The sequence below is a fragment of the Terrilactibacillus tamarindi genome, assembly GCF_009718825.1.
In the GTDB taxonomy this organism is placed as follows: domain Bacteria; phylum Bacillota; class Bacilli; order Bacillales; family Sporolactobacillaceae; genus Terrilactibacillus; species Terrilactibacillus tamarindi.
The window spans coordinates 68591-81353 of sequence record NZ_WNHB01000010.1 but is presented as its reverse complement, the minus strand read 5'-3'; the positions used below and the strand labels follow the sequence as shown (position 1 = coordinate 81353).

Annotated in this window: 12 protein-coding genes; 7 read left to right on the top strand and 5 right to left on the bottom strand. The window is 37.2% G+C overall.

The features are described from left to right. Positions 1-14: 14 nt before the first annotated feature. The 3 genes from GMB86_RS07865 to ggt all read right to left on the bottom strand — a co-directional run bounded on the left by GMB86_RS07865 (position 15) and on the right by ggt (position 4275). Positions 15-968: an L-lactate dehydrogenase gene (locus GMB86_RS07865; RefSeq protein WP_155218432.1), complete on the bottom strand. Its 954-nt coding sequence runs from the start codon at positions 966-968 to the stop codon at positions 15-17. A gap of 487 nt (positions 969-1455) precedes the next feature. Further along, complete coding sequence (locus tag GMB86_RS07860) at positions 1456-2514, bottom strand: lactonase family protein (RefSeq protein WP_155218430.1); 1059 nt, start codon at positions 2512-2514, stop codon at positions 1456-1458. Between the two features lie 183 nt (positions 2515-2697). Continuing rightward, positions 2698-4275: a gamma-glutamyltransferase gene (ggt, locus tag GMB86_RS07855; RefSeq protein ID WP_329602819.1), complete on the bottom strand. Its 1578-nt coding sequence runs from the start codon at positions 4273-4275 to the stop codon at positions 2698-2700. Positions 4276-4879: 604 nt separating this feature from the next. Between ggt and GMB86_RS07850 the strand changes: the two genes are divergently transcribed. The 3 genes from GMB86_RS07850 to GMB86_RS07840 are packed head-to-tail and all read left to right on the top strand — an operon-like array spanning position 4880 to position 6510. Beyond that, on the top strand, positions 4880-5359 hold the full coding sequence (locus GMB86_RS07850; RefSeq protein WP_155218428.1) for an Lrp/AsnC family transcriptional regulator: 480 nt from the start codon (positions 4880-4882) through the stop codon (positions 5357-5359). Positions 5360-5380: 21 nt separating this feature from the next. Beyond that, positions 5381-5965: a chromate transporter gene (locus tag GMB86_RS07845; RefSeq protein WP_155218426.1), complete on the top strand. Its 585-nt coding sequence runs from the start codon at positions 5381-5383 to the stop codon at positions 5963-5965. Positions 5966-5967: 2 nt separating this feature from the next. Further along, positions 5968-6510 carry a chromate transporter gene (locus tag GMB86_RS07840; RefSeq protein ID WP_155218499.1) on the top strand — a complete coding sequence of 181 codons (543 nt, stop codon included), beginning with the start codon at positions 5968-5970 and terminating at the stop codon, positions 6508-6510. Positions 6511-6545: 35 nt separating this feature from the next. Here GMB86_RS07840 and GMB86_RS07835 read toward each other — a convergent pair whose 3' ends face one another. Next, positions 6546-7367, bottom strand: a complete 822-nt coding sequence (locus tag GMB86_RS07835) for a 5'-nucleotidase, lipoprotein e(P4) family (RefSeq protein WP_155218424.1) — start codon at positions 7365-7367, stop codon at positions 6546-6548. A gap of 347 nt (positions 7368-7714) precedes the next feature. Between GMB86_RS07835 and GMB86_RS07830 the strand changes: the two genes are divergently transcribed. Beyond that, positions 7715-8950: a hypothetical protein gene (locus GMB86_RS07830; RefSeq protein WP_155218422.1), complete on the top strand. Its 1236-nt coding sequence runs from the start codon at positions 7715-7717 to the stop codon at positions 8948-8950. A gap of 55 nt (positions 8951-9005) precedes the next feature. On the opposite strand, the gene rnhA is transcribed toward GMB86_RS07830, so the two are convergent. Beyond that, positions 9006-9455: a ribonuclease HI gene (gene rnhA, locus GMB86_RS07825; protein WP_155218420.1), complete on the bottom strand. Its 450-nt coding sequence runs from the start codon at positions 9453-9455 to the stop codon at positions 9006-9008. Positions 9456-9838: 383 nt separating this feature from the next. Between rnhA and GMB86_RS07820 the strand changes: the two genes are divergently transcribed. From GMB86_RS07820 to GMB86_RS07810, 3 genes are all read left to right on the top strand, one after another. Next, positions 9839-11206 carry an MFS transporter gene (locus GMB86_RS07820; RefSeq protein WP_329602818.1) on the top strand — a complete coding sequence of 456 codons (1368 nt, stop codon included), beginning with the start codon at positions 9839-9841 and terminating at the stop codon, positions 11204-11206. A 197-nt stretch (positions 11207-11403) separates the two neighbouring features. After that, positions 11404-12204, top strand: coding sequence for a hypothetical protein (locus GMB86_RS07815; RefSeq protein WP_155218416.1), 801 nt, complete (start codon positions 11404-11406; stop codon positions 12202-12204). Positions 12205-12295: 91 nt separating this feature from the next. Next, positions 12296-12667: a YckD family protein gene (locus GMB86_RS07810; protein WP_155218414.1), complete on the top strand. Its 372-nt coding sequence runs from the start codon at positions 12296-12298 to the stop codon at positions 12665-12667. Positions 12668-12763 lie beyond the last annotated feature (96 nt).

Here is a 12763-nt window from a genome sequence, read left to right as displayed (position 1 = left end):
TTATAACGAGTTAACTAAAGTTTAACAGATGCGATATTGTCTTTTATCACGTTAGCTGAGTTTTTAAATAACGTTTGTTCTTTTTCATCAAGATCGAGTTCAATGACTTGTTTCAAGCCTTCTCGGCAAAGAATTCCTGGTACACCTATGGCAAGATCATTTTGGCCATACTCGCCTTCAAGTACAGCAGAGACTGGAGATATTGTATAAGCATCGTTAAGAATGGCCTTCGCTATGAAGGCAAGGGCATTTCCTATTCCATATTCTGTTTTTCCTTTACGGTTAAAAACATTCCAGCCTTCACGTTTTGCGTGTTCCGAAAGATCATCAAAGTTGAAAGGCTCAATGTTCTCTTTATGATCCTCGATATAGTCACGAATGGGTTTCCCGCCAATAGAAACATGTGACCAAGCACCAAATTGTGATTCACCATGTTCTCCTAACATATAAGCGGTAATACTGCGTGAATCGACATTCAAATGTTCCGACAAAAGTTTTCTAAAACGACTGCTGTCTAGGGCCGTTCCCGTACCAATAACTTGATTGCGAGGTAACCCTGATAGTTTCCAAGTTAAATAGGTAATCACATCACATGGATTTGTCGCTACAACGTATATACCATTGAATCCTGCTTCTTTTAAAGGCGGGATAATATCCTTAATAATAGCAGATGTACCTTTTAACAAGTCTAGTCGAGTTTCTCCTGGTTTTAACGGTTCACCCGCCACACTAATTAAAATAACATCACAATTTTTTAAGTCCAATAGTTCACCAGATTTAACTTTTGTTCTAAAAGATAAAAATCCAATACTATCTGCAAAATCGATGGCTTCTCCAATCGATTTTTCTTTTTTGATGTCCACTAGTGTTAATTCCTCACAAATTCCTTGATGGATAACGGAAAAAGCCGCCGCGCTTCCAACATTACCAACTCCAATAATACCTATTCGTCTAATTGATCCTGTCATCTATCTATCCTCCTTGCTGGTGTTTAATACAAACCTTTTGATACTCTTATCATATCGTTTCTCCAGAGTTTAAACAATGTTTAGACTTTTAATAACATATTGAATTCATCTCTTGATCACAGTTTAATAATAAAAAAGCTTCAAAATTAATGGTAAACTCCAGTTTCGTATTGAATCCCTTGATGAAATCGCCAAATTGAATTGCTTATGGGTTTATTGAGCCGCTTCGGCACCGAATTGAGCTACCTCTAGATTTATTGAGCCACTTTGACACCGAATTGAGCTACTTCTAAATTTATTGAGCCACCTCGGCAGCCAATTGAGCTACTTCTAGATTTATTGAGCCGCTTTGACACCGAATTGAGCTGCTTCTAAATTTATTGAGCCACCTCGGCAGCCAATTGAGCTGCTTATGAATTTATTGAGCCGCTTCGGCGACGAATTGAGCTACCTCTGTATTTATATACAAACGTCAAACAAACTAATGCTAAACATTTAAGAACTTCACACAAACAGGATCATGAACTTCAAGTTCTCCATCCACCAACGTCAACTTTCCGGTTCCTTCATCTCGAATAAATAGAACAAGATTATTCGAGTTTTGGTTGGCGGCGATAAGGAATTTTTCGGTTGGATCTAAAGAAAAGTCCCTTGGGCCTTTTCCATGTGTTGAAGTAATTTCAACTAACGTCAATTTACCCGTTTTTTCGTCTACTTCAAATACACCAATACTATCGTGTCCGCGCGTTGCTGTATAGACAAAGCGTCCATCACTCGTGATATGAATAGCACTGCCGCTGCTAGTCTCTTTATAACCTTCTGGTAAGGTAGATAAGTATTCAATGATAGAAAAACTGCCATCTTCAGCATTAAATTTCAATGAAACTACTTCCGATGTTAATTCTGTCATGACGTAAGCATAGGGTTTTGTAGGATGAAAGACGAGGTGACGCACCCCACTATCTGGACTAAAATCAAGTGTTTGAACCTGTTTTAATGTATTTTCTTCGATTTTGTAGGTGACCAGTTGGTCTGTTCCAAGATCGACTACAACAACGAACTTTTGATCTGGAGTAAAATCAGAAAAATGGATATGTGGGGCTTCCTGTCTTTCTTCATAATGCCCTGACCCTTCATGTCTAACAATCGAAACTGCCGGACTAATGGAGCCATCGTCTTTTATTAAATAAAGACCAACCGTACCTTTATGGTAATTTGATGAAAGGAGATGACTATTTTCTTTATTTATACCAACGTAGCAAGGAGCAGCCCCTTCGAGCAGTTCGTGATTAAGTGGTTTTAAATCATTCGTCTCCGCATTAATCAAAAAGGATGCAACCCCTCCGGATGACCCCTCTTTTATGATTGAATAAAGATATTTATTATCTTCACTAATAGCTAAATATGTAGGATTGTCTAATGTAGCAGCAAGCCCAATATCTGTAACTTTAGGCTTGTCTATATCTAAGGTAAAACGATAAATACCTTCGCTTTTTCCATTGGTATATGTTCCAATGTAGCCAGTGAACTGTTTTGAATTAGCCATTCAAAACCCTCCTTCAATTTTATATGACATTATAGCACACTTGATTTCAAAACTTGTTTTGTGACCCTGTTACTTCCAGATTATCAAACGCTTTCAAAGTGACTCTTCTGGTATTAAATACACCATAAAAAGCAGAACATATCAAGTGTTTTGTTCTGCTTTTAAATGACTTATTCTTTATAGTTAAATCCCTACGCTTGCACCATTGCCTCTCGGATCAACCCCGCCTTTTAAAAATCCTTGTTCATCAATGAGAATGGCTTGAGCTTGGCCCATAACTTTATCAAATGAACCCACAATCTTTACTTGGTGCTTTGCTTGTTTTAATCCTTCAATGGATGTCTCACCTACTCGATCCTCAATATTGAGCTCTTGAGTCTCTTCGCCCCATGTTCTTCCCCACACGAATCTAGGTTCATTAAGAGCTTGCTGAGGATCCATACCGTAGTCAATCATACGGGTAATAATTGCTGTTTGTGTCTGAGGCTGTCCTTCTCCTCCTTGCGTTCCATATAAGATCCTCGGTTTACCATCTTTACAAGCCATAGCAGGCATCAGCGTGTGGAACGTCCGTTTATTAGGCTCCAACGTATTAACATGATCTGGATCTAAAGAAAAGAAAGATCCTCGATTCTGCATGATAATCCCTGTATTCCCTGCAACAACACCTGAACCATATTCAAAGTATAGACTTTGAATAAACGAAACCGCATTTCCCTCTTTATCAACGACCGCTGCATAAGCCGTGTCACTTCCCATGGATGGCGATTGAACTTCACTCGAACTGATATCTATAGAAGACGCAAGTTCTTTTGCAAAAGTTTTACTTAACAAATGGTCTAATGGGATATCAAAAAACTCTGGATCTGTAAGAACTTGATTTCGTTCATGAATCCCCTTTTTCAAAGCTTCAACTAACAGATGATAATACTCAAAAGAGCCATGCTTAATTTTTCCAAAGTCGTAATTCTCCAATATATTAAGGACTAATAGACCAATAAATCCCTGTGAGTTTGGGGGAACTTGATACATGGTATAATCACGATAAGTCGATGAAATAGGTGTGACCCATTCTCCATGATGAGAAGCAAAATCTTCTTCTGTCAACAAACTGCCCTGACCTTGTAAGTAAGAAACAATCGCCTGAGCAATTTCACCTTTGTAGAAAGCATCTCTACCATACTCGGATATAGTCGTTAATGTTCTTGCTAAGTCTTTCTGTATAAACCGTTCACCAATTTCAGGTATTTTTCCATTTGGCATATATATGTCCGACGTAATCGGGGTCTTTGAAAGTAATTCTGTATTTATCTTAGTATTATAATGTTGGTCCTCTGAAAACGGAAAGCCATGTTTAGCATAATCAATTGCAGGTTCTAGAACTTCTGCTAAAGTCATACTTCCATATTCGTTTAAGAGAGCATCCCAACTATCTACCATACCTGGAACAGTAATAATACTCTCTATTCCTCGGAAAGGAATACGGTCATTTCCAGCAAAGGTCTCTCTTGTCACTTTACCTCCTGATCGGCCACTTCCATTATAAGCCCGGATAGTCTTATCTTTGTTTCGATAGGCCAACCAAAATGAATCCCCGCCTAATCCAGTCATATGTGGATATACAACGGCAAGGCATCCACTCACCGCCACCGCCGCGTCAAAAGCATTTCCTCCTTTTTGCAAGATCTGATTTCCTGCCATTGAAGCTAGATAATGAGGACTAACAACCATCTGTTTCGTCCCAATAATGGATTGATTCACCGAAAAGACCCCTTTCTAACACGTAATATTTATCCCGCCTTAACGGTAAGTAAAGACCCCTACCTCAAGATTCTGAGTATTCAAAGAAGATTGGTGGGGGATCAATTGCCCGTAAAGGCCCGATTGGTTCAGCTAACCATCAGTGGGTGATGAAGAAAACCCCCACTGATGGAAGCTTCACTTTATAATTATTTGAATTATTTTAAGAGATAATATAAAACTTAAAATTTATGTTAGATGATCCTTTGAACTTAGTCAATACCATTCTACCAAATCGTTATCAATCACTCTTCAAGATATGTAATATGTAACCCTTCATAAAGATTACATTTCATAACGATGATATATTGCTAGCGTTTATTACGATATGTAATTTATCAATAAATTGATAATGCGACTACCCTTATTTTCCTTATTAAACTATTTGTAAACAAAAATAATATAAAATTACGCTAAATCCCATTTACTTCTTTTCGTTTATCGTTTATTCTAATAATTGATATAACGTAAGGTAATATTGTTAATTGCTAACGAATAGAAATAATATTGATTAATCCAATCACGATATGTTAGGTTGAATTCGGATAGAGAGGATGACGTAGAAATGAATCCTGCAGCATTTGAACTTCCTGAAACGAAGCTAGATGAAATCGATAAAAAAATACTAACGATTTTTCATGAAGATGGAAGGATCTCCTTTACGGATCTTGGTAAACAAGTTGGATTATCCCGTGTAGCTGTTGCTACCCGTGTCACAAACTTAATGGAAAAAGGAATTATAGAAAAATTCACTGCCGTCATTAATCCTTCTCAAATTGGGATGGATGTTTCAGCTTTTTACAATGTTGAAGTTGAACCCCAACACCTTCAATCCGTCGCTGAACAATTATCACTTGATCCTGCTGTGACAAGCCTTTATCACATGACTGGGCCAAGTAAACTACACATGCATGGGATCTTCACAAGCAACAAAGAGATGGAAAACTTCCTTGTTGAAAAATTGTATCCAATGGAAGGCGTTATTAGTGTCGATTGCCAAGTTCTAATTAAACGTTATAAAAGCCGTATGGGTATGAAACTATAATAAATGAAGAGGTGAATCACGATGAGTAATACATATAAAGATCTAGTGGCTGCTATGGTGCGTACCGGCATTCTCGGTTATGGTGGCGGGCCGTCTGTTATGCCTTTATTTAGGCATGAAGCTGTTAACCGTTATCATTGGATGGAAGATGATGAATTTGGTGAAGTCCTGGCATTAGCCAATGCTCTACCCGGACCCATTGCAACTAAAATTGCAGGCTATCTTGGTTATCGAACAAAAGGCTCCATCGGCGCTGCCGTTGCGATCATTGCACATATTCTCCCAACGTGTTTAGCGATGATTGCCCTTGCTTCCTTAATTAGTGTCCTAAAAAGTTCTCCAGTGGTTGAAGGGATGATTGCAGCCGTTTTACCTGTTATTGCCGTCATGCTTGGTCAAATGGCTTACAAATTTGGAAGTAAAGCCGTAAAAGGTTTAGGTTGGGTATTCGGGTTTGCTACCTTCATCATTGCTTTTGTCCTGCTACAAGTTATTCCAGTCCATCCTGCAATTGTTATTATCCTTTTTCTAGCTTATGGGACGGTTCATTATAAACTTAAAAACAAAATCAATAAACACCATGATAGAGACCGGGAGGCCATATAATGATGAGTTTAATTTCCGTTTTTCTAGGTTTTTTTGTTGCTAATATTCTGGGCTATGGTGGTGGTCCGTCGTCCATTCCTCTTATGTATCAAGAAGTGGTCACACACTATCATTGGCTAACAAATATTGACTTTTCTAATATGCTTGCTTTAGGTAATGCCCTGCCTGGACCAATATCCACCAAAATTGCTGCCTATGTTGGCTATAATGTTTCGGGCATTTTTGGAGCTATCATAGCTGTCATCGCTACAATCGCTCCTTCATCGATTGCTCTAATTCTTTTACTAAAGATACTTCAAAAACACCGTCAGTCTTCCGTTGTTAAAGGGATGACCTTACTTGTACAGCCTGTTATCGCCATTATGATGCTTGTACTAACTTGGCAAATGGGAAGAGACTCCATTCACTCACTGGGACCTATTCAAGCCATCGTGATTGCTGCCATATCATTTCTAGCTATGATAAAATTAAAAATTCATCCAGCTATCGTTATTATTATTGCCTTTATTTATGGTGGACTCGTTGTCCCTCATCTTCATATTTAGAAACAAAAGAACAGGCCATATAGGTCTGTTCTTATTTAATCATCTCCTTGAAGTAAACTTTTTCTAATTTTGATCTTTTCCTCATTCGAAAGATTATTTTTCCCATTATAGAGAGCTTTTTCCCAATTTCCATACATTGGATTTGGGAAAACAATCAACTTATTCCCAAAATCAAGCCTCATTTTATCCACTTTATTTGCTCGTTTTTTGATAGTTGGGTACTCAAATCCTTCAAAATCTGATAAGTTGTCGCCAAAATAAAGCAAAATGCGATGCGTCTTTGCAACGAGTTTACGTCGTCGATTCTTATTTTTCTCGCCATCTCTTTTTAAGAGTACATGATTCTTCGTAACCTGAGGTGCCCCTATATTTTTAAGATTTAGCATCGTTCGTTCTAACGTTTTATCCGAACGATCTGATATGTAATAGATGTCAACACCTCTTCGATCAGCTTCTTTTAAAAAATCAAGTGCACCTGGAAGTGGCTTTGCTTTTGCTTTCGCAATCCATTTGCGCCATTCCTTTTCATTCAAAGACCCTTGTCCTACTTTTGAAAATTTAGCGTCAAGTGGACTATTGTTAACAATCGTTTCATCTATATCTAGTACAACCGCTGGCTTCTTTTTGTATTTCTTTTTTAAAGCTTGATTCATTTTTTCTGTTCCAATATTATAACCTTGGTAATAGAGCGCTTTTGCTTCTCCTGACGTTTGAAACCATAAATCCGCCATTATGTTCTGTTCGTTAAATTTATCCTTTTGTGTCATCGAGACATCTTCAGCAGATGAACATTGAGTATTAAAAATGAATGACACACAAAAAAAGGATAAGATTAAGCAACTTAATTTTCTTCTCATTATAAGCATTCCTTTCACATAAATGATTTACCATCATTTATTAGTGTGACTAAATTCAATGCTATTATGTGAAGAACTTAAATCCATTAACCCTTCCTCGGATGGTCATAATAATTCCTTTATTCGTAACTTAATATTGATTTTCCCATGTGCCTAGCATGGTACAATAAAGGGGATTTTCCTCATCCCCTCCTGATGGAAGCCTGAACAATCGGGCTCATGCGGGGAGTTGTCCCCCATCTAGGAGCTCCCGTTTACAATCATTACCTTGAGGTGGGGACCAATACAATACTCGCCGTTAATACGGGATAAACACAAAATTTATCACTTGGGAAGGTAGCCGCTATATGGAGAACGTGATTAATAATTATAAAGAAGACAACGAATCTGTTTATCATACCTGGTTTATTAATAATGATGATCGTTTAAAGGCTTTTCGTTTTATACGTAAAAGTTTGTTAAAAGTCATTCAAGAAATTGAATCTGGTTCTTTCGGCAATGACTTCAAAGGGTCCAGTCTAGAGACCGTTGTATCGGCCATCTCGGAACAAAAACAAGTATTTGAAGGTGCAGCACATGCCTTCTTCTGGAAACCTAAATTACGTATTCCTGATATCTATGAAAATGAAACGAACAAACAAGCTTTTGGCCGATTTTTAAAAGCCTGTCATAAGTCTTCAAAATCAGAGCAAATATTAAAAGAAATTAATATCCTTGATAACTTAAAAATTAAAGGGCTTGGTCCTGCCGTTGCTAATATTTTGTATTTCTTGCACCCAACTTTATTTCCTCCTTTTAATACAGCTATTGTTAAAGGATTTAACACCTTATTCCATGAAAAGAAAAAACTTGGTTCATGGTCGAGTTATCTTGAAATGCGAGAAGTTATTATTGAGACAAATAATCGCTATCGACATCTATTTTCAAAAGATCTAGGGGCTATAGCAGGATTACTATTTGAAATAGGTAATAATCGACTTGTTATTGAGGAGAACGCTGAGCTTGTTATTGAAAAAGAGAAGCAAATAAAAACGAAGATGAAACGGCACAAAGCCATTCAACTTGATGCAAAGGAATCCCAAGCACATTCCGAGATGCAATATCTTTTAGCTAAATTAGGTCAGTCTCTCGGCTACCATGTATGGATTGCACGTAATGACCATAAACGTAAATGGAAAGACGAAACGATTGGTGATTACTCTCTAGAAACTTTAACACTGCCTCATTTTCCTTCTTCAGTGTATGACACGGTCTCTTTAATTGATGTATTATGGTTAACAGCTGATAATCAAATTGTTAGTGGATTTGAAGTAGAAAAGAGTACATCTATCTACTCAGGGATACTACGTTTAAATGATCTTTCAATAACATTAAACACGGAAAATCCCATTCCACTTTATCTAGTGGCACCAGAAAAAAGAGAAAAAGAGATCCAAGCCCAGTTACTAAGACCATCTTTCCATCAAATGACGACTTCTTCAATATTCTATATTCTATTTAAGGACCTTCGTAATGACTGTGCGGCCATGTGTAAATTTGGCCATGATGTTTCCGTTCTTAAAAAGATTTGTAAAATGGTATAGTACATCAAATAGAGTGAAATAAGCGGTGACAATCAAGTCACCGCTTAACGTCTTTCTATCTCGCCTCATCCATCCCTCGATTAGCAAGTTCGTCCGCACGTTCATTCAACTCAACACCATTATGTCCCTTTACTTTATTAAAACGTATGGTATCCTGCATTTTTGAAAGTTCATATAATCTCATCCATAACTCTTTATTCTTAACCGGTTTGTTTCCTGCTGTTTTCCAACCTTTTTTTATCCAGCCTTGAACCCAGCTTGTCATCCCGTTGACAACATAGGCACTGTCAGCGTGGACATCGACTGGAATGTGAGTTGTTTTAATCGCTTCAAGCGCCTTTATCGCCGCAGTCAGTTCCATCACGTTATTGGTTGTATTTAAGGCTCCTCCATAAAGTTCTTTCGTATTCCCTTTATATTGAAGAACCACACCCCATCCGCCAACATTATGATCACTCTGATTACCTCTACAGCCACCGTCACAATAAATAACTATGTTTTCCATTCTATCACCTCTTGCATTTTGGTCACTGTCCTTACTATACACTAATGTCTCGATTTTTTCTTTTATCCAATTAAGGATTAATTCCTACTATCTTAATGACAGCCACTAGCAAGGCAGCTGCTTGCTCTCTAGTTTAATAAGGTTCTTTACGGGTATATTTTGATTACATATTAAACCGCGAGAAAAATGGGCGCAACTTATAATGGCTTTTAGCCTATTTAACGGAGTAACAAATCACATTAATAAGGTGGAGGTGGCATTCACCAGATGTCCTAGATGTAATTGTTCGCATCCTCAGGTATATCTCAACGTTTTTTTGAATATATGGCTCGTCCATAAATATAACAGCTGGAGATGGTTTTCCTTTGATTACTCATAAAAAAGTGAAAAAACATCAATCAAAAATAACATTAAAAGAAAATTTGGGTTACGGTTTAGGAGACTTCGCAAGTAACCTTGTTTATGCTTCGATCAGTGCTTTCATCACCTATTTCTACACAGACATTGTTGGAGGAATATCCGCCGGTATCATCGGAACGATCATGTTTTTTTCACGTTTACTTGATGGATTTACGGATATTGGAATGGGAATTATTACCGATAAAACAAAATCAAAACGTGGGAAAGCTCGTTCTTGGATCTTTTGGTTAGCCCTTCCATTCGCCCTTTCCACAATTTTAGTCTTTACCGTCCCAGATATCGGGTTACTAGGTAAAATCATTTATATTGTGGTGACCTATAATTTGTTTAATCTTATTTATACAGGTATTAATGTTCCGTATGGTGTATTAAACTCATTAATTACTCGTCATCAATTTAGTCGGAGTATGTTAAATATTTATCGAATGGCTTGTGCCGTGATAAGTACTATACTCGTAACAGGATTGACGATCCCTATTACAAACCTTTTTGGAGGTAATCAAAGAGGTTGGATCATCACATATGTTTTTTATTCTGTCATAAGTATGCTCGCCTTTTATATCACATTTAAAACGACAAAAGAAAGAGTTAGACCACCAAAGCGAAAAAAGGACATCCCCCTACGTCAAGGATTTAAAGCGCTCTTCAGAAATAAATATTGGGTTATTTTGGTCATGTTCCTCGTTGTTTCATTTATATTGATCGGTTTAGCCGGTGCTATTAATGTATATTACGCGAATGTAATCTTAAAAGATTCATCACTCGTTGGAGTTCTTGGAGTAGCCTTAAATATTCCTCAACTGTTAGGATTATTCCTTATGCCGAAATTAATCGCCCATGTGGGAAAACGAAACACCATGATCATTGGGATCATCATTAGTATATTAGGATCCATCCCGATGATCATTGAACCAACGAGTATTGCATTCATCGTAATAGGACTACTTGTTCGTGGATTCGGATTTGCTAGCGTTGTTGGCTCTCAATTTGCCATGTTAGCGGATACCATTGAATATGGTGAATGGAAAACAGGGATTCGTACGGAGGGGTTAACTTATAGTGCAGGTAGCTTTGGAACAAAAGTAGGAAATGGCCTAGCTATTGCGATAGTTGGTTGGATTCTATCCTTAACGCACTACACCGGGGGCTCTTCACACCAACCAGATACCGCTGTGGCAGGTATTTGCTTTATGTTTATCTATTTACCTATTATCTTATCTTTCATACAAATCATTTTATTATTATTCTATAAAATTGACAAAATCTATCCACGTATAATCAATGATTTATTAAAACGACATGAAAAATTGAAGGTAAAAAATCCATCATAATTTGAAAGCAGCAAAGCCCAACAGGATGCATTTTAGGTCTTTTTCGCATAGAAGAATTTCAAAAAGGGAAAAATCACTTGACCGTGGTTTTTCCCTTTTTTCAAATAGCTGGCAAAATAAATCTATTCCTGTCTAAAGACGCTTAGAATGGATTATACTAGATCGAAAGAATAGTTTAATCAAGGAGACCAATCTAGATGCGAAACATCTATTTACATATCTTACTCAATAGTTTAATAGAATTATTCAGTCTCGTTGGCGTAATAATCATCGTTGGTTACCTACTCGGACTAATCGAGCGTTGGTCCAACTTCTTCATGGCGTTTGGAATGAAGGGTATCCTCTTTACAGCTTGGCTTGGAACCCCTATTCATGAAATAGGGCATGCCCTGATGTGCTTTGTTTTTCATCACCAAGTCGTGAAAATCAAACTTCTCCAAACCAAAAGTGAAGACGGGACATTAGGTTATGTTATTCACCGATTTAATCGAGGGAGTCTTTATCAAATGATTGGAAATTTCTTCATTGGGATTGCACCTGTCTTTAGTGGAATAGGATCCCTGCTCCTTCTCTTATATTTATTTATGCCTGATTGTTATCACCTATTCAAAGAATATGTACAAAATCAAACAATGGATCAGCCATCTCTTTCCGTTTTTATCTCAGCAAGTACGTTTCTTTTGGAGCATCTTTTTACTTTGAAAAATCTCATTAACCCGTTGTTTTATTTGTATCTCTTCTTGAGTACATGCATTGCTTCTCATATTGCATTAAGCCCTGCAGATATAAAAGGGGCAACAAGTGGTCTAATAACTTTATATATCGTTATTTTAATTGGAAATGGTATAGCCCAACCAAATCATTTTGCCAGTCGTTCACCTATTTCTTTTGTGACACAATACAACGTTTACCTTCTGGCATTTTCTAGTATTGCCATCCTTTTCTCCTTACTTAGTCTGCTAATGAGTTACACGTTTTATTTAATAAGAAGAAGTTAACGAAAAATAAGGCTCTCTATCCTCTAAAAAAATGCATGTTTTATCTATTAAGACGCATAATAAGAAAAACTAAAATAAAGGAGAGCTTAAATTGAAACATGTTATTCAAAAAGTAGTTTATGTTATTCCATTGACACTCATGCTGTTAGGAACAACATCGGTACATGCACAATCCCCACAAATGCCACAACAATACCAACAACCTAGCCCGGGAATCAAGCAAGTGAAACTTTCAGACCCACAAAAAGCTGAACTTGCCAAACTACATAAACAAATGATAAAAGATAAAACAAAAATAATTGAAAAATACGTGTCTTACGGCATACTTAGTAAAGCACAAGGACAAATGATGATAACCCATATGGAACGTCGGTATGAAAAACTCGAAAAAAATGGCTTCCTCCCTACTGGACTCCATCATGGTCACCAAATGCATCACTCTTGGAACGGACAAACACGTTAATGAAAAAGCTCAAAAGGGATCTTTTGGGCTTTTATTTTACCTTATTTAAGTCGTAAAAAAAGAGCTCACTCATTTTCAGCTAACCATCAGTGGGCG

Coding starts and splice junctions, on each gene's coding strand:
- GMB86_RS07865 (WP_155218432.1), bottom strand. CDS start 968: ATGACAGGATCAATTAGACGAATAGGTATTATTGGAGTTGGTAATGTT.
- GMB86_RS07860 (WP_155218430.1), bottom strand. CDS start 2,514: ATGGCTAATTCAAAACAGTTCACTGGCTACATTGGAACATATACCAAT.
- GMB86_RS07850 (WP_155218428.1), top strand. CDS start 4,880: ATGAATCCTGCAGCATTTGAACTTCCTGAAACGAAGCTAGATGAAATC.
- GMB86_RS07845 (WP_155218426.1), top strand. CDS start 5,381: ATGAGTAATACATATAAAGATCTAGTGGCTGCTATGGTGCGTACCGGC.
- GMB86_RS07840 (WP_155218499.1), top strand. CDS start 5,968: ATGAGTTTAATTTCCGTTTTTCTAGGTTTTTTTGTTGCTAATATTCTG.
- GMB86_RS07835 (WP_155218424.1), bottom strand. CDS start 7,367: ATGAGAAGAAAATTAAGTTGCTTAATCTTATCCTTTTTTTGTGTGTCA.
- GMB86_RS07830 (WP_155218422.1), top strand. CDS start 7,715: ATGGAGAACGTGATTAATAATTATAAAGAAGACAACGAATCTGTTTAT.
- rnhA (WP_155218420.1), bottom strand. CDS start 9,455: ATGGAAAACATAGTTATTTATTGTGACGGTGGCTGTAGAGGTAATCAG.
- GMB86_RS07815 (WP_155218416.1), top strand. CDS start 11,404: ATGCGAAACATCTATTTACATATCTTACTCAATAGTTTAATAGAATTA.